Source organism: Vagococcus salmoninarum (genome assembly GCF_003987495.1).
GTDB classification, from domain to species: Bacteria; Bacillota; Bacilli; order Lactobacillales; family Vagococcaceae; genus Vagococcus_D; species Vagococcus_D salmoninarum.
Window position 1 is genome coordinate 57,855 of sequence record NZ_NGJU01000020.1, and the last position, 16,951, is coordinate 74,805.

The 16,951-nt window shown below is 38.5% G+C and carries 17 protein-coding genes, 7 tRNA genes and 1 rRNA gene; 4 read left to right on the forward strand and 21 right to left on the reverse strand.

Annotated elements, in window-relative coordinates; all coding sequences use genetic code 11:
- The first annotated feature begins 124 nt into the window (after positions 1-124).
- On the forward strand, positions 125-2,125 hold the full coding sequence (locus CBF35_RS12205; protein ID WP_228026019.1) for a GH25 family lysozyme: 2,001 nt from the start codon (positions 125-127) through the stop codon (positions 2,123-2,125).
- A 55-nt stretch (positions 2,126-2,180) separates the two neighbouring features.
- On the opposite strand, the gene CBF35_RS12210 is transcribed toward CBF35_RS12205, so the two are convergent.
- The 4 genes from CBF35_RS12210 to CBF35_RS12225 are packed head-to-tail and all read right to left on the reverse strand — an operon-like array spanning position 2,181 to position 4,734.
- A complete protein-coding gene (locus CBF35_RS12210) occupies positions 2,181-2,957 on the reverse strand; it encodes an HAD family hydrolase (protein WP_170174797.1) in 777 nt (258 codons plus the stop codon).
- 29 nt (positions 2,958-2,986) lie between these two features.
- The gene (locus tag CBF35_RS12215) at positions 2,987-3,625 is read right to left on the reverse strand and encodes a DNA alkylation repair protein (protein ID WP_126781594.1); all 639 of its coding nucleotides are present in this window, start codon (positions 3,623-3,625) and stop codon (positions 2,987-2,989) included.
- A 19-nt stretch (positions 3,626-3,644) separates the two neighbouring features.
- Entirely contained in the window at positions 3,645-4,349 is a 705-nt protein-coding gene (locus CBF35_RS12220; protein ID WP_126781597.1) for an LrgB family protein, read from the reverse strand.
- Positions 4,327-4,734, reverse strand: a complete 408-nt coding sequence (locus CBF35_RS12225) for a CidA/LrgA family protein (RefSeq protein ID WP_126781599.1) — start codon at positions 4,732-4,734, stop codon at positions 4,327-4,329. Before CBF35_RS12225 ends, CBF35_RS12220 begins: the two co-directional genes overlap by 23 nt.
- Before the next feature lie 345 nt (positions 4,735-5,079).
- Between CBF35_RS12225 and rpsD the strand changes: the two genes are divergently transcribed.
- Positions 5,080-5,691, forward strand: a complete 612-nt coding sequence (rpsD, locus tag CBF35_RS12230; protein WP_126781601.1) for a 30S ribosomal protein S4 — start codon at positions 5,080-5,082, stop codon at positions 5,689-5,691.
- Positions 5,692-5,751: 60 nt separating this feature from the next.
- On the opposite strand, the gene comGG is transcribed toward rpsD, so the two are convergent.
- From comGG to CBF35_RS12275, 9 genes are all read right to left on the reverse strand, one after another.
- On the reverse strand, positions 5,752-6,117 hold the full coding sequence (gene comGG, locus CBF35_RS12235; protein WP_126781603.1) for a competence type IV pilus minor pilin ComGG: 366 nt from the start codon (positions 6,115-6,117) through the stop codon (positions 5,752-5,754).
- Positions 6,074-6,529, reverse strand: a complete 456-nt coding sequence (gene comGF, locus CBF35_RS12240; RefSeq protein WP_126781605.1) for a competence type IV pilus minor pilin ComGF — start codon at positions 6,527-6,529, stop codon at positions 6,074-6,076. The genes comGG and comGF overlap by 44 nt, the downstream gene beginning before the upstream one ends.
- Positions 6,516-6,842 carry a hypothetical protein gene (locus CBF35_RS12245; protein WP_126781607.1) on the reverse strand — a complete coding sequence of 109 codons (327 nt, stop codon included), beginning with the start codon at positions 6,840-6,842 and terminating at the stop codon, positions 6,516-6,518. The genes comGF and CBF35_RS12245 overlap by 14 nt, the downstream gene beginning before the upstream one ends.
- Positions 6,820-7,275: a competence type IV pilus minor pilin ComGD gene (gene comGD / locus CBF35_RS12250; protein ID WP_126781609.1), complete on the reverse strand. Its 456-nt coding sequence runs from the start codon at positions 7,273-7,275 to the stop codon at positions 6,820-6,822. The genes CBF35_RS12245 and comGD overlap by 23 nt, the downstream gene beginning before the upstream one ends.
- Positions 7,262-7,567: a competence type IV pilus major pilin ComGC gene (gene comGC, locus CBF35_RS12255; RefSeq protein WP_126781611.1), complete on the reverse strand. Its 306-nt coding sequence runs from the start codon at positions 7,565-7,567 to the stop codon at positions 7,262-7,264. Before comGC ends, comGD begins: the two co-directional genes overlap by 14 nt.
- Entirely contained in the window at positions 7,568-8,668 is a 1,101-nt protein-coding gene (gene comGB, locus CBF35_RS12260; protein WP_126781613.1) for a competence type IV pilus assembly protein ComGB, read from the reverse strand.
- Positions 8,574-9,584, reverse strand: a complete 1,011-nt coding sequence (comGA, locus tag CBF35_RS12265; RefSeq protein ID WP_126781615.1) for a competence type IV pilus ATPase ComGA — start codon at positions 9,582-9,584, stop codon at positions 8,574-8,576. Before comGA ends, comGB begins: the two co-directional genes overlap by 95 nt.
- 131 nt (positions 9,585-9,715) lie before the next feature.
- Positions 9,716-10,441 (reverse strand): YebC/PmpR family DNA-binding transcriptional regulator, encoded by a 726-nt coding sequence (locus CBF35_RS12270; protein WP_126781617.1) that lies wholly within the window; start codon positions 10,439-10,441, stop codon positions 9,716-9,718.
- A gap of 90 nt (positions 10,442-10,531) precedes the next feature.
- The gene (locus tag CBF35_RS12275) at positions 10,532-11,041 is read right to left on the reverse strand and encodes a VanZ family protein (protein WP_211345318.1); all 510 of its coding nucleotides are present in this window, start codon (positions 11,039-11,041) and stop codon (positions 10,532-10,534) included.
- A 162-nt stretch (positions 11,042-11,203) separates the two neighbouring features.
- Between CBF35_RS12275 and CBF35_RS12280 the strand changes: the two genes are divergently transcribed.
- Positions 11,204-13,003, forward strand: a complete 1,800-nt coding sequence (locus CBF35_RS12280; RefSeq protein WP_126781621.1) for a M3 family oligoendopeptidase — start codon at positions 11,204-11,206, stop codon at positions 13,001-13,003.
- A 248-nt stretch (positions 13,004-13,251) separates the two neighbouring features.
- On the forward strand, positions 13,252-15,498 hold the full coding sequence (locus CBF35_RS12285) for an ATP-binding cassette domain-containing protein (RefSeq protein WP_126781623.1): 2,247 nt from the start codon (positions 13,252-13,254) through the stop codon (positions 15,496-15,498).
- Positions 15,499-15,927: 429 nt separating this feature from the next.
- Here the strand turns inward: CBF35_RS12285 and CBF35_RS12290 are convergent.
- From CBF35_RS12290 to rrf, 8 genes are all read right to left on the reverse strand, one after another.
- Positions 15,928-16,001, reverse strand: a tRNA-Pro gene (locus CBF35_RS12290).
- A gap of 16 nt (positions 16,002-16,017) precedes the next feature.
- A tRNA-Arg gene (locus CBF35_RS12295) sits at positions 16,018-16,091 on the reverse strand.
- A 12-nt stretch (positions 16,092-16,103) separates the two neighbouring features.
- Positions 16,104-16,189 (reverse strand) — tRNA-Leu (locus tag CBF35_RS12300).
- Between the two features lie 40 nt (positions 16,190-16,229).
- Positions 16,230-16,301 (reverse strand) — tRNA-Gly (locus CBF35_RS12305).
- Positions 16,302-16,349: 48 nt separating this feature from the next.
- A tRNA-Thr gene (locus tag CBF35_RS12310) sits at positions 16,350-16,422 on the reverse strand.
- A 55-nt stretch (positions 16,423-16,477) separates the two neighbouring features.
- A tRNA-Lys gene (locus tag CBF35_RS12315) sits at positions 16,478-16,550 on the reverse strand.
- A 3-nt stretch (positions 16,551-16,553) separates the two neighbouring features.
- Positions 16,554-16,626 (reverse strand) — tRNA-Val (locus tag CBF35_RS12320).
- A gap of 16 nt (positions 16,627-16,642) precedes the next feature.
- A 5S ribosomal RNA gene (gene rrf / locus CBF35_RS12325) occupies positions 16,643-16,758 on the reverse strand.
- Positions 16,759-16,951: the final 193 nt, after the last annotated feature.

A 16,951-nucleotide genomic window follows, 5' to 3' on the forward strand; every position in this document is an offset into this window, starting at 1 on the left:
AAGCTTCAGCCTCTTGTTGACCCTTTTAGTTTGAGTCTGTTTTTTCTAAAGTAGCAACCTTATAATTACCAACTGTTCGCAAAACGATCTTTTCAATATACATCCACTAGGAGGAATCATTTATATGTTTTACAAAAAGTTACTCACTTCTCTTATGCTAACGTCGATTTTGTCATTAGCTTTGACACCATTACTCGCCTTAGCAGAGGAGCAACCTCAATCAACTGAAGCTACGGAAATCTCTAGGGAGTTCAGCGACTCATCCATACTGGCAGAGTCACTACCTGAATTAATCTTGCCATCTGAAAGTGATGTATCAGAAACCGCCTCTCAATCTGAGGAGAATGCTGCTGAGTCTTATGAAGAATTACCTAGCTCCGAGTCTACTGAACAAGCAGAAAGTCACTCGCTAGATTCAGAAGAAGATGAGGAAGACACTTATTTATCTCCAATCATTACGGAAGACAATCAAAGTAGCCTAGGTTCATCTCTGAAAACTGGCATGCGCTCTTTTTCTCGAGCTGACACTCGACTTGCCTGGGACCAATCAAAATTACCACGGACGGATTTTATCGATGTCTCTTCGCACCAAGGGAACATCTCTGTCGCCGAGTACAACAACTTGAAAAAATATGGGGTTTCTGGTGTCGTCGTAAAATTAACTGAAAGTACTTCTTACCGTAATCCTTACGCTAAAAATCAAATTGATAATGCTAAAGCCGCTGGTTTAAAAGTAAGTGCTTATCATTACAGTTGGTTCACGACTAAAAAAAGTGCCGAAGCCGAAGCTAAATATTTTGCTGCTTACGCCAAAGAGTTAAATTTAGGGCCAGATACAGTCATGGTTAATGATATTGAAGAGCCTAAAATCTTGGACAAAGTCAAAACTGCTGACTCTGTCGCTTTTGCTAACGCCTTGATCAAGACTCATAAATTCAATCAAGTCATCCACTATTCATCTTTGTCTTGGTTCAGTTCAGGAAATGGTCCCTTGGACATCCCTCAATTAGGTGGTGCTGCTTCAACTTGGATTGCCCAATATTTGTATCAGCCTTCTAAAGATAATTTATTGCATCAAACAGCTAGTGCTTGGCAATGGTCTTCTCAAATGTTATTCCCTGGAGAAAAACGGGTCCTTGACGTTAACATTGATTACAATGGACGTTTTTCAAAAAAAGTTACTTTAACGCCACAAGGTCCTTATATTCCTTTTAATAAATACGTTAATATTAGTAACGCTAATGATAGTGTCTATTCTAATTTCAATTGGAAAGAACGTTATAAATCTTCAACGATTCATAAAAAAACCTATTTAGCCAAAGGTAAGTACGATCACATTAACGGCAATGTCTATTACTCTATTTATGATTCAAAAGATAATTGGATGGGCTATATTAATAGTCAGTCAACTACGATTACTGATGCCCACGGGTCCTATATTCCTTTAAATCGATATGTCAGTATTACTCGTGACAATAACCCTCTCTGGTCAAACTTCAATTGGAAACAGAAGGGCTCCTCAAAAGGGATTTATAACAAAACACTTTTAGCAAAAGGTGAATATCGCCATTATAATGGTTCTACTTATTACTCTCTTTATGACTCAAAGAACGTCTGGCTAGGTTACATTCATAACGGCGCTACTAAGCTGACGACTGCTAACGGACTGCTCAGTGCTCATAGTCAATATGTGACTGTGAAAAGCCCTAACTACAAAACCTGGGCTGATTTTTCCGGCACTCAACAGGGAACCACTACTAACATGAATAATAAAACTTATCTTGTTAAAGGTGCTAACCATACTTTTAAAGGCCCTGTTTATTACTCCTTATATGACGCTAAAGGGAAATGGTTCGGTTTATTAAACAAAAATGCCACAAAACCAGCTGCTCCTCAAGGTCCTTATCAGAGTTTCAACAAGTCAGTCACAATTACTAATAAAAATTATGCCTTATGGTCTAATTTCAATTGGAAACGTAAGCCGAATTCAAATGGCCTTTACAATAAAAAATTTATCGCCAAAGGCCTATACAAACACACCAATGGCTCAACTTATTACTCTCTTTATGACTCAAAGGACGTTTGGCGCGGATACATCAACAGCGCTTCAACTAAACTTAACTAAATAATGATAGCAAAAGACCAACTCCTTTTTAATAGCAGGAGTTGGTCTTTTGTATTTAAATTAAGCCATGAGCTTTAGCTGCATGCCAAATGCCATCTTCATCATTGCTTTTTGTTACATAATTAGCAAAGCCTTTAACATAGTCTGTGGCATTGCCCATGGCGATTCCTAGTCCGGCTAATTTCAACATTTCAATGTCATTTTCACCATCACCAAACACAATCATGTCTTGACTTGTAAAACCATGAATTTTAGCGATTTTATCTAAGGTGACCGCTTTAGAACCATTAATCGGTACTGCATCCATGGCCTCATCACCCCAACGAGTAAAGCGAATTTTTTCAAAGTTGGTCGCTAATTCCCCTTCTTCTGCTCGACCACAAAAAAGAATTGCCTGATAAATTGCCTCTTCTTTATCAATATCAAAATCATATGACGGCTTTTCTGGATTAAATTTCTCTTGCATCTCACGATTATAAGGATGAATAAAAGGCCCTTGTTGTTTGACCTCGTCCATAGTTTGGTACAATAGATCAATCTTTTTTTCACTCGCTAACTCAACTAATTTTTTCAATTCAACTTTATCTAAGGGATTACTATGAACTTGCTTATGATCAACAAACGCATAGGCCCCATTACATAAAACATAGTTTTCAAAATTAAAGTCTTTAATGACGCCTTTAGTTGTCGGTAGACTGCGACCAGTCGCAATTGTCACAAAATGGCCTGCTCGTTGTAACTTGCTGATTACTTCTAAACTACTTGCTAGCCCTTCTTGATCTGAGTTTAACAAAGTCCCATCGATATCAAATGCAATTAATTTTCTAGTCACTATCCTTGCCGCCTACTTTCTTAAACTGATTATAAGTATTTACTGCCTTCTGTTGTTGCTAGTTTACTGAGCTCGTTATTTTTAATAAAGGCTTTGACCCAATGTGGATCCGTTTTACTGTACTGTCTTAAAGACCATCCGATGGCTTTTTGAATAAAAAATTCATCTGTTTCCCGATCTTTTAAAATAGCTTTCTGTAACAACACTAAGCTAGTTTGTTCCTTAGCTAATAGTTGGAGGTTAATCCCGACCCGTCTTTGCCAAAAATCCTGACTGTGATAAAAGTGCTCGAAAATCGGTAATAACTCTTCTGGATAGTTCTTCACACGTAACCAAAAAAATTTACGCCAAGCATCCACACTGTCCCACCAAGCTTTTTTAGAAACATAATCAGCTAAACTCAACACTTCTGTTAAGCTAAACCGTTTCACGTTAGCAATGGCTGTATCAATTCCAATATACTGATATTCTCGTTCCGGTAACTGATAGTACTCGGCAATCGTCCCTAAAACTTCACTAGTAGTCAGTTGACGACTGTCTTGAATGGCAGCTTTTGAAAGAGCTTTGCGCTCTGGAGCTTGTAAGCCCAGAAAAGGAAAGTGATTCTTCATATAACGGGCCATCTGTTCTTGATTGGCTGGATTGACTGGTAAATTATTAATAATCATCGGATTAACCTACCTTTCTTTAAAAGAAACTAGAAAACAATTGTAACACTAAGGGCGCGACGAAGACAGTCACGATTCCAGTAACGCCAATTGCTAAACCTGACATCGCTCCTTCAACTTCGCCAATTTCCATCGCTTTAGCAGTCCCTATGGCATGGGCAGACGTGCCAATGGCAATGCCTTTCGCCACAGGTTCGTCAATTCTAGCTACTTTGAGAATCGTCGGTGCTAGTACTGCCCCGATAATTCCAGTAATAATCACAACAATAATCGTAACCGTGACAATTCCCCCCATTTTATCAGCAATTTCAATGGCAATCGCCGTTGTTACAGACTTTGGCATAATTGAGGCTGTCAGTTTTTTATTATAAGCGAACAAAACTGCTAAGCTTGCTGTCAAAAAGGTACTAAACACTGTCCCGACAATAATCCCTGTTAAAATTGAACGATAGTGATGTTTTAATAAATGAACTGATTTATATAAGGGGATTGCTAATGCCACCGTAGCTGGGGCAATTAACATGTTTAAAATACTGCCACCACGGTAATAATCATCATAATTAACACCGCTCACCTTTAATATCAGGATTACTATTAAAATGGAGACGATTAAGGGATTCAACAGTGGGGATTTCAATTTCAACGCTAAACGGCGGGCGCTGAGAAAGACCCCAATTGATAAAATCAAACCAAATAAAGGATTACTCGTCAATTCTTGTAACATCAGCTTTCCCCTCCTTCGTCTTTAAATCAACATAGTCTCCTTCAAATTTCCGTTTAACGCCTTGGACGACACGGCCGACTAATGCCATCGTTAAACCCGTCCCGACAATCGTAATTAATAGTAAGCTCCACCATGTCTCTCTAATGACTGGAAAGAAAACCATGATCCCGACTCCTGCTGGTAAAAAGAAAATACTTAAATTTTCTAATAAGAAAGTTCCAACCGTTTCGACTGCTTCCACTTTAATCACCTTTAAACATAGGGCGCCGAATAAAAGTAACATGCCAATGACACTGCCAGGGATTGGCAGATGAGCCCCTTTTGAGATAATTTCTCCTAAAAATGTAAAACTAATAATGTATAAAAACTGCTTAAATAATTTCATTTTCTTTGCCTCCAAACTTCACTGCCTATTATATAGGAAATTTAAAGAAATCTAAATCATATTTTCATTTTGTTTTCAATATTTATGAAAACAAGGCTTTTCTTAAGATTTCCCTAGGCTTTTATTGCTGATTCTATTGACTTACCGGCGCAAAATAAGGTATACTAATCATTGTGTAAAATAAGCAGCGAGAAGATCGGTAGCTCGTCAACAGTTTGTCGCCCAAATGTGGTTCAATTGCGTAACTGCGGCTGCAAGGTGAAGATTGAAGGATAAACTGAACGGATACTAAGTTTTCTATTAATTATTTTACTCCAAAAAAAACATTATTGGAGGAATTACATTATGTCACGTTATACAGGACCAAGTTGGAAAATTTCACGTCGATTAGGTATTTCATTATCAGGAACTGGTAAAGAATTAGCTCGTCGTCCATACGCACCAGGTCAACACGGACCAAACAGCCGTGGAAAGAAATCTGAGTACGGCTTACAAATGACAGAAAAACAAAAATTACGTCACATGTTCGGCATCAACGAACGTCAATTCGTAAACACATTTATTAAAGCTGGTAAAATCAAAGAAGGTAAACACGGTGTTAACTTCATGATCTTATTAGAACAACGTTTAGATAACGTTGTTTACCAATTAGGCTTAGCGACTACTCGTCGTCAATCTCGCCAATTAGTAAACCACGGTCATATCTTAGTAGACGGTAAACGTGTTGATATCCCTTCATACCACGTTGAAGTTGGTCAAGTGATTTCAGTTCGTGAAAAATCTAAAGAATTAGTAATCGTTAAAGGTGCTCTTGAGTCAGCTCTTGGACGTCCTGGATACATTACTTTTGATGAAGAAAAAATGGAAGGTGGCTTAAGCCGCTTACCTGAACGTGAAGAATTATCACAAGAAGTTGATGAAGCTTACATCGTTGAGTTCTACAACAAAAAACTATAAGATCCGTTCTTACAGCATTTTCAAAACCATTTCTCTTTTGGGAGAAATGGTTTTTTTTGGCTATTTTTTTAATGGCAATCTAACCTCTTCCGTCATTGGGCGATTTTCTAATTGAATTCGGTAGCTGATTTCCTCCTCAGCCACTTCATAAAAAACACTGCCCCAATTAAAGTGACTCGCTCCTTGGTATGGCTCTTCACTACTAAATTCTTCTAGGAAAGGAGCTATTTCATAGTAAGTTAGCTGCCACAAGGTTTTTCTTTGATAAAACTCTTTAATTTGCTGTTGCAGAAAAAGCTCCCGCCGATAAATTCTAAGACTAACAGTTAAACTTAAACTAAAAATGAAAAAAACACCTAAAACAGTTGGTAAGATACTCCCTTCATTCTTCTGACACTTGTTGCCATTGGTAAAAAAGACTTTCATAATGACCTCCGTCACTCATCTCAACTTTAAGGCTAAGCCCCTTCTGACTTTCTCTAACTGACCAATCTGCTACTTCGAACAATAAAGGCTCATAGCCACCTCGTTTCCGCTTTTTAAGCTGTTTTTGGCCACCTTCAATAATCAAATAATTATCTGAATGATTGTCTAGCCTATCTTTGAAAGTAATTGACTGCTGAGTTGAACTAACATACTGCCACTCTTGGCTACTATTTTCTAGTTGAATTAAAAATAAATGCCACTTGAGAGCCGAGCTTAACTGGTTGCTCTCTCTTAACTGCTTTTCCACTCGAATTAAATCATTGATCAATAGAGTAACTAGACTAATAACTAACAAGGCCACAAGACACTCGAAGACTGTAAAGCCTTGATACTTCTCTTTAGTCTTCTTCATCACGGACCTCCGATACTACCTCAACCTCATAAGTTGTTACCCCAGTTTCAATTTTAAGGCTTTGAATGTTGTCATCTACTTGAACGACTTCTCCCACTAACAACTGACCGCCACTTGTTTTATCCGCTGCTACTGGGTTTTCCGCTAACTCACTAAAAAAACGATAGACTTCTAACTCTTGCCGTCCTTGCTCTTGTTTTTCTCTAAAAAAGAGTAACAGAGGTAGCATCAATAAAATTAAACCAGTCGTGATAAAAAAAGCCAGACTACTTTCTAATAAAATATAACCTTCATTTTTCTTCTCTTCTAACAAACCGACCACTCCCAAGGTAGTATTGAAAAATTAAGCGCTCCTCTTTATGTTGATTGTAAAATTCAAACCGATTGATCCGATTGACGTTGCCTGTTCCCGGTCGAAAGGTTACGACAGTCTCTCTGACAACTTGTAAGTCAATCGGTAATTCCAGTGTTTCGCGCTGTTGTTCTTGTTGATAATCATAGTAACTGAACTCAATGATGTTACTTTGAGTCTGACTAAGAACCCGACTCCCCCGCTGACTTAAGATCGCTGCTTGTTGAGTATAAACTAGACTTCGTTCAAACTCTGCCACAAAATAATCGTAAGCGACTTGCCGACGCCAACTTGTGACCTGACTGACTGTTAATAATAAGAGGCTGGTGCTAAGACTTAAGACGATTAAACTCTCAACTAAAGTCACCCCTGCAAAGGCTTTAGGGCAAGTCATTTAAATCTAAGTTTAATTCAACTGCCCGATCAGCTTGTTCTTGACTTAAATAATTGTTAGCTACTAAATTACTATAAGTTACTGGTTGATCTTCATTCATTTGATACAGTTCGACTTGGGTTTGAACAACTTGAATAAAGGCTTGATTGCCACTTTCAGTGATGCGACTTCTTTGATTAGTTAAAGAGGGGACAAACAACAAAACTAAGACACTAATCACAAATAACACGATTAACATTTCTACTAAGGTGAAAGCTGCATACTGCTTCTTAATAACTTTTATAGCATTCATTTAAAACCCATCCATTTCTTGGTAAATCGGTAGGAGCAAACCGCTGTAGACACTAATAATTAGTAAGGCGACTAACATAAAAATAATTGGTTGCACAATATTAAAAAAAACTAATAAGCGGTTGTTAAAGCGGCGCGTGACTAACTGACTATAAATTTCTAACTCAGCCCCTAATTTTCCTTTCGCCTCCCCTTGCTGAATAATGACTGCTAACTCTTTGCTAAAGAAGCCCCACTCTTTAATTTGCCGGTGAAGACGCCGCCCAGATTTTAAATGGCTTTCAAGACTAATGGCAATCTCTTCCATCAGCTGGGTGCTACCTGTGCCTTTCATCAAAGCAATGACTTGTTTGAGTTCTAAGCCTTGATTTAAAAGTTTCCCCCATTCTTGAGCGAAAAATGCCGTAAGGAACAACTGGATAAACTTGCCGAAAACAGGTAGCTTTGCTAAAAATTGATATTTAAAAATTGCTGGCAAGTGACGAAAAATCAAGTGAATCACACCATACCCGCCTAAAGCCAGTAAAAGGAGTCCCCCTAACACCCAAGGGCCAGACTCAATGACCCACAAGCCTAAATTTCCTTGACTTGCCCCTTGATGAAGGTAACTAAGCTGAGGGAGTAAGACGCACTTCATCAGTAACAAAATGATGACTAAAAAAAGTAAGAGACACAAGGGATAACTTAAGACTTTAACCCCTTGTTGCCGTTGACTTGCTTGCATTGCCATTTGTCCTTCTAAAGATTTTAAAGTGCCATTAAAATCACCATGATTTTCAGCTAATTTCAGTTGGGCAACGAGGATTTTCGGAAACCCCAGTCCTTGAAAAAATTGGTGTAAGAGCTGACCTTTTTTTAAACTCATCTCTTGCTGGTTAATTTTTGACATCATTTTAGGATGAAGCTTTTTTATAAAGACTAGACTTTCTTGGAAAGTAAAACCGTTGTTCATTAGCTCTGCTAGTAGTTCAATCAAGATTAACTGTTGTTTTCTAGTCAAATTCCCCTTATTTAGGCGAATGTTCTTGATAGGTTTTTTCGTTAATAAAACCCAGTTGCCAGATTTTCCAAAGTCCCTTGTGCCATGTGTCTTCCTTGCCATAAGCTTCCCAAATCCCTTCTTGGTCAAACCAACTATCTAGTAACACCCCACTTTTGCGGCGATGGCAATATAAAGAACAGTCTGCCACACAATAGGGACAAGCGACTGGTATTATTTTTTGGTAAACAACCCCTCTTAAACATTGCCGTAAGTCCTCACGACTAACCCCTAACTCTAACAAACGGGCAATCACACTGTATTTATCTAACCCATGAATGGTCGAAAAAATTGTATGCCCTGTCAAAGCCCCACGAATCACACTTTTAGCAGTCTCTTCATCGCGAATTTCCCCAATAATTAAAATATCTGGCCGATGACGAAGGCAAGCTTTAATTAATTGTTCATACGTTGCGCCGATTTTAGGATTAACTTGGAGTTGTAAAAAATCTGCTCCTTGAATTTCCACTGGGTCTTCAATCGTAATCACTTGCTTTTCATGATTTTTTCGAGTATTCGCTAACTGATACATCGTCGTTGTTTTGCCTGATCCAGTTGGTCCAGCAAATAAAAACAAGCCTGACTGCTGAATTTTCTGCTGTAACTCATAGAAGAGCTGCGGGCTAAAGGTGACTAATTCTTGACTCGTTCTTAGCTCATGAAGAAAACGAATGACTAAGCTTTCTTGATTATTAAAATCACTGACTGTTGATAAACGGATCCGATATTTTTTCCGTTTAATCGTAATCGTCGCTGCCCCCACTTGAACCCGACGTTTTTCGGCGACGTCCATCTCTGCCAAATACTTAAAATACTGAATCAACTGTTCCCCGACTTTACGACTTAGTTTGCCATAAGAATAATGTTGCTGATGGAAGCGATAAGACACTTGATACGTTGCTTTATTCGGAAAAAAATACAAATCACTGGCTTGGTTACGAAAGCCACTTAATAATAATTGTCGTGCCAATTCTTTCATTGCTAACACCTGCCTTATAAATAAGGTATGCAGTTTATTTCCTTTTTAATTTAGAAAATAAAAAAATCCCCCAAAAGGTGTGACCGTAGTCAACGCCTTTGAGAGGACTTTTTAAAATAGTAATTATTAGTTTACATATCAGCTGATGTAAAGACTTCAGAAACATCGTCATCGTCTTCTAAAGCATCAATTAATTGCTGAACGGCTGCTTCTTGTTCCTCAGTTAATTCGATTAACGTTTGAGGAACCATCGTTAATTCAGCTTGAGCAATCTTGTAACCTTCTGCCGCTAAAGCGTCTCTAACTTCTGGGAAATCACTAGGATTCGTGTAAATTTCAAAGACCTCATCACTCGTCTCTAAATCCTCACCACCAGCTTCTAGGACACTCATCATCATTGTATCTTCATCTACCGCTAAGTCCGCTCTTTCGATCGCTAAATAGCCTTTCCGGTCAAACATGTAGTTAACTGAACCTGTTTCACCTAAAGAACCGCCATTTTTGTTAAAAGCCACCCGAACATTAGTTGCTGTCCGGTTTCGATTATCTGTCAAGGTATAAACTAAGATGGCAACCCCTTCTGGACCATAGCCTTCATAAATAACTTCATCGTAGTTTTCACCTTCACCAGCAGACGTCGCTTTTTTAATGGCTCGTTGGATATTATCGTTTGGCATATTAGCTGCTTTCGCTTTATCTAAGATCATTCTTAATGAGGGGTTAGTATCTGGATCAGGCCCACCACTTTTTGCTGCCATATAAATTTCCCGGGAAACTTTTTGGAAAATCTTACTACGTTTAGAATCTTGTGCATTTTTACGACCTTGAATATTTTTCCACTTTGAATGTCCTGCCATTCTCTACACCCACTTTCAGATTTTTACAAACAACTTACTGTTTGTCTTCTCTTCTATTCTAACAAAGAAGCAAGATAACAGCAAAGAGGATTATTTGCGAATTTTTTTAAACATTAAAACAATGACACATAGCAAGATTGCCGTTAAAGCCCCAAGACTATCGAGCATGACATCTTGAAATAAAGCTGAACGCCCACCTGTTAACAGTTGATGACTTTCATCTAAGCCGGCGTAACCAGTTGCTGCTAACCAACTAATCAACGCTGTTAAACTGAGCTGTTTCAGCCGTGGCTGTAAACCTAAAAATAAACTCCCCCCAATAATGAAATAGCTAATAAAATGAGCCCCTTTGCGAATAAAAAATTCCACAAACTGATAATAGCCACTGCTTGCGAGACTAACTGGGCTGCCTCCATAATTAAAACTAATTGTCCCGAAAAATTCTTTGAAGGGCTGATTTTTTAAGAGCTTTTCTAATAAGGATACTTGGGATTGTTGTTCATAAGTTTGGGAAGAAGCTACAAATAGAATAGCCATCATCCCGATGGCAATTCCGAGATATAGATTACCGTTTTTTATGTGTTTATTTTTTGCCATTATTTCGGCTCCTTTAACTGATTTATCCTTTTAGATTACCTAAAAAACGAAAAATTAGCAATGTTTTTAAGCAATATCCCCCTATCTTTCCCCTATTTATACTATAATGGAAGTTAACTTGTTCCACGGACCAAGGACAAAAAAATGAAGAGGAGCTAACTAAGAATGACATATGCAATTAATTGGGATTTAGACTCTATTTTTCCTGGTGGCAGTAATTCACTAGAGTTACAAGCTCGCCTAGATTTACTAAAAACACAAATCGACTCATATACAACGACAGTCAAAGGGTGGGACCCCCAAACTGATAGCCCAGAATTTAAAACTTTTTCAGACTTACTATCGACTCAAGAAATAATTGAAAAAGGCTTTTCTGAAACAGGTAGCTTTATTAATGCCGTTCAATCCGCTAACGTTAACGATAAAAAATCCAACACCTTATTTGGGACTTTACATAGTCACGGAACAGCTTATAGCAACGCTGAATTAGTATTTGTCAAAAAATTAACAGCCATTACTGAAACGGATTGGCAATTATTAAGTCAAACTGCCACAGCTAGCCAAGCTGGTGTCTTGTTCAACTTAGAGGAAATCCGCCGTGACGGTCAAAACTTATTAAGCGAAGCGGAAGAAAACATTATTAATCACTTATCGGTTGATGGCTTTAATGCTTGGAGCTCTCACTACGATACGATTGTTGCCTCGATTGAAATTGACTACGCTGGGGAAAAATTATCAGCCGGTCAAGCCTTTAATAAAATGATGGGTGACCCTGATCCCCAAGTCCGCAAAGAACTTTTTGAGATTTGGGAACAAACTTGGTCAGATAAAGCCCCATTATTCGCAGATACTTTGAATCACTTAGACGGTTTCCGTTTAACTAACTTTAAACTACATGGGGTTGAGAACCATTTAGAAAAACCATTAAACTACAACCGGATGGACAAAGCCACTTTAGACGCGATGTGGGAAACAATCACCGCTAACAAACAAACCTTTGTTGATTTCTTAGAACGGAAAGCCAAAGTTTTCGGTAAAGATAAAATGGAATGGCAAGACCAAGATGCACCGATAATTTTAGGTGACTTAACAGAGAAACGTTATAGTTTCGATGAAGCTGCTGCCTTTATTATTGAAAACTTTGAAAAATTCAGCCCTAAAATGGCACAATTCGCTGAAAAAGCCTTTGTTAACAGTTGGATTGAAGCAGAAGATCGCCCTGGTAAACGTCCTGGGGGTTACTGTACTAGTTTAGGAGAAACTCAAGAATCACGTATTTTCATGACTTACGGTGAATCAATTAATGAAGTTGCTACGTTAGCCCATGAATTAGGTCACGCCTTCCACTCTGAAGTCATGTGGGATATGCCTATCATGAGTCAAAGTTATGCGATGAACGTTGCTGAAACAGCTAGTACTTTCGCTGAGTTAATCGTAGCTGACGCCACGCTTAAGAGTGCTGAAACGAAAGAAGAAAAAATCAACTTACTAGACACTAAACTACAAAATGCCACAGCAATGTTTATGAATATTCATTCACGCTTTATCTTTGAAAATAATTACTACGAAGCCCGTAAAGAAAACGTCTTATCAGATGAAGAAATTACTAGTTTAATGTTAGCTGCGCAAAAAGAATCTTATATGGACTCTTTAGCCTCTTACCACCCTCACTTCTGGGCAAGTAAATTACATTTCTACATCGATAGTGTGCCTTTCTACAACTTCCCTTATACTTTCGGTTACTTATTCAGTATGGGAATTTACGCTTTCGCTCAACAAACTGAAGGTAATTTTGAAGATGATTACATTGCGTTATTAAGAGACACAGCCTCAATGACGACTGAAGACTTAGCTAAGAAACACTTAAATGTGGACTTGACTCAACCAGACTTCTGGCAAGCCGGGATCGACATCGTTAAAAAAGACATTGCCGAATTTATGGCTTTGACTGAAGAATATATTTAATTTGCAAGAGCTGCCAACTTCCGTATTTTTAGGGAGTTGGCTTTTTATATGTACTTATCATGATTTCAAATATCCAAGGATTTTTAACGACCTCTGAAAATATTTCCTTGTTCGCCTTTACATTAAAAAATTCTTTAGGTATAATCAACTTTCTATCCCCTAAGTGATTGACAGCTATCAAAGTAGGTATTCCTAATTTGGTAGGTTTTTTGTGTCTTTGGGAAACTTTTTAAAGGAGGCTTTTATTTATGAAAAACGTCACAGAAGCAATTATTCTTAAAGGAATGAAACAAAATAACTTAAAAGATGTCAGTTTAGAAATTCCTAAAAACAAAATTACGATTTTTACTGGTGTCTCTGGTTCTGGCAAGTCTTCAATTGTCTTTGATACGATTGCTAACGAAGCTGGTCGCCAAATGAATCAAACTTACAGCACTTTCGTTCAAGGGTTTTTACCTAAGTATGGCAAACCAGTTGTTGACAGTATTCAAAACCTCTCACCCGCTTTTATCGTGGATCAAAAGCGCTTAGGTGGCAATGCCCGTTCAACTTTAGGTACACGAACAGATATTTATAGTTTTTTACGTTTATTATATTCCCGAGCGGCAACCCCTTTTGTCGGTTATTCTCATGTTTATTCATTTAATGACCCTGAAGGCATGTGTTTGACTTGTCAAGGAATTGGTAAAGTTATCGCCCCAGACTTCGCTAAAATAGTCGATCTAAGAAAATCATTAAACGATGATGCCGTCCTTTTCTCACCTTTTGCAAAAGGCACTTGGCATTACAACACCTTCGCTGAAACTGGCTTTTTTGATAAAGACTTACCTTTAAATCAATACCCTGATGCTTTATTAGAGAAACTATTATACGGTCATGGTGAAAAAGTCGTCGTTCCACATAAAGATGGGACCTTTAAAACTGATTTTGAAGGGATCATTTATCGTTTTCGCCGACTTTACATTGACCGAGATCTTAGTCAACATTCTGAGAGCACTCAAACAAAAGTCGCTGCTTACACGACGATGGATCAATGTGAAACTTGCCATGGCAAACGTTTAAATCAAAAATCTTTAAGTAGCAGCATTCACGGCACAACGATTGATCAAGCGGTTAATATGGAACTTAGTGATTTATTGACCTTCATTCAAGAAATTAACCATCCAGAGTCCCAACCAATTATCGCTGAGATGACAACACGGCTACAAAACTTAGTTGATATGAAACTAGACTATTTAACTTTAGCACGGGAAACGACTACTCTTTCTGGTGGCGAGTCCCAACGAATTAAAGTCGTCCAGTATTTAAATAGCAGTTTAAATAATATTATTTATATTTTTGATGAACCAAGTACCGGCTTACACCCTCGGGACGTTGACAACTTAAATAAAATGTTGCAAAAACTCCGGGACAAAGGCAATACTATTTTAGTCGTGGAACACGATCCTGATGTTATTGCTGTAGCTGATGTGGTTGTAGATGTTGGTCCTTTAGCCGGTAGTCAAGGTGGCGAGATTATGTTTACTGGTAGTTTGGCAGAATTAAAAAACAGTGATAATTTGACTGCTCGTTTTCTTAATCGTGACTTACCGACTATCCAAACACCTCGAATCTCTAGTGACTTTTATCAAATCACTGAGGCAAAACTGAATAACCTTAAAAACATTTCAACTAAAATCCCTAAAGAAGCCTTCACAGTCATTACTGGCGTAGCTGGTTCAGGAAAAAGTTCTTTAATCTTCGGCGAATTTGTTAAAGAACATCCTGAGGCGATCATTATTGATCAAAGTGCCTTACATCGCTCCAACCGTTCCAACTTAGCGACTTATACAAAAATCTTAACGACGATTCGTGATATTTACGCTAAAAAACACCAAGTTGACAAAGCCCTCTTTAGTTTTAATTCAACTGGGGGCTGTGAAAACTGTAAAGGCAAAGGTTATGTCGTTACCGATTTAGCCTTTATGGAGGGCGTCCGCACAACTTGCGCCATCTGTAATGGCTCTCAGTTTAAAGAAGAAGTCTTACAGTATCAATTAGGCGGCTACAACATTGTTGAAGTCTTAAAGATGACAGTTAATGATGCCTTAACTTTTTTTGAAAACAATAAAATCAAAAAGACTTTAGGGACCTTAGCAGAAGTCGGCCTCGGTTACTTGTCACTTGGTCAGATGATGGATACTTTATCTGGTGGCGAATGCCAACGAATTAAACTAGCCAGTGAACTACATAAATCTGGCAATCTTTATATTTTAGATGAACCGACGACAGGCTTACATATGGCAAATGTCAACGAGTTACTAATTTTACTGCAAAAATTAGTTGATAATGGCAGTTCTGTCATTGTGATTGAGCACAATGTAGAAGTCATGAAGCAAGCTGACTGGTTAATCGACATTGGCCCAGAAGCAGGTAAAAATGGTGGCGAAATTATGTATGCCGGCTATGTGAAAGACATGCCAAAAGCAGCCTCAATTACAGCAAGTTACTTATAATAGTAAAGTAGGAGGTGTGACAAAAGTCGTTTAAATACAAGTACTACGTTAAACTTCGTCCTTCAAGTCTTAGTGCTTTACTTCGTTGTCCCTTATTTCTAAATGCTAAAGCATTAAGAATAACGGCAGCACTTAGAGATTAATGAGAGCGAAACAGAGTGTAGTCGGATTTATTGAAATTATCGTGCCTTCAACGCTTAGCGCTTTACTTCGTTGTCCCTTATTTCTAAATGCTAAAGCATTAAGAATAACGGCAGCGTTTAGCAGTTGTTGAGAGCGAAGCTATTTGACTTTTGGAACCCGTCTATCAAATAACGTTCGTCAAAAAAGGGGGCCGATGACTAATGTCATGGCACCCTTTTTCTAATAAATATCCAAAAAAAATAGACCGAAATGGTCTACTTTTTTTATTATTTGAGCTATTTATGATCGGGAAGACAGGATTCGAACCTGCGACCCCTTGGTCCCAAACCAAGTGCTCTACCAAGCTGAGCTACTTCCCGCAATACCTTGCGGTAATGCACCCAAGAGGAGTCGAACCTCTAACCGCCTGATTCGTAGTCAGGTACTCTATCCAATTGAGCTATGGGTGCTACTTGTGACTATGCCGAGGGCCGGAATCGAACCGGCACGATAATTACTTACCGCAGGATTTTAAGTCCTGTGCGTCTGCCAGTTCCGCCACCCCGGCTGAATATAACTGGACTTCTTATTGCTTTACATAAAACAAAAGCGAAAGACGAGGTTCGAACTCGCGACCCCCACCTTGGCAAGGTGGTGTTCTACCACTGAACTACTTTCGCATCTCACTATGAGCTAACAATCAAAAAAAAGAGCCTAAACTCTCTAGATGCCGGCTAAAGGAGTTGAACCCTCGACCCTCTGATTACAAATCAGATGCTCTACCAACTGAGCTAAGCCGGCTAATTTAAAAGGTGTAGTTTCGTAGTTATTACTACCTTCGCTACAAATTTACTAATGACTCGTACTGGGTTCGAACCAGTGACCCTCTGATTAAAAGTCAGATGCTCTACCAACTGAGCTAACGAATCAAATGGAGGTTAACGGGATCGAACCGCTGACCCTCTGCTTGTAAGGCAGATGCTCTCCCAGCTGAGCTAAACCTCCATAACACAAAATATAAGCGTGGCAACGTCCTACTCTCACAGGGGGAAACCCCCAACTACCATCGGCGCTAAGAAGCTTAACTACTGTGTTCGACATGGGAACAGGTGTATCCTTCTTGCTATCGCCACCACACTTATGTGATGTACTGCTATTCAATTCCTAAACTTTTACAAGCAACCTTGTATTAGTAAAGGCAGATAAGTAAACAATCTATAAGTTTGCTCACTCAAAACTGGATGTTGAAGTTAATCAAAACATAATCGTGAATCCTACGTGTAAATCTTGGTTAAGTCCTCGACCGATTAGTACTAGTCCGCTCCGTACA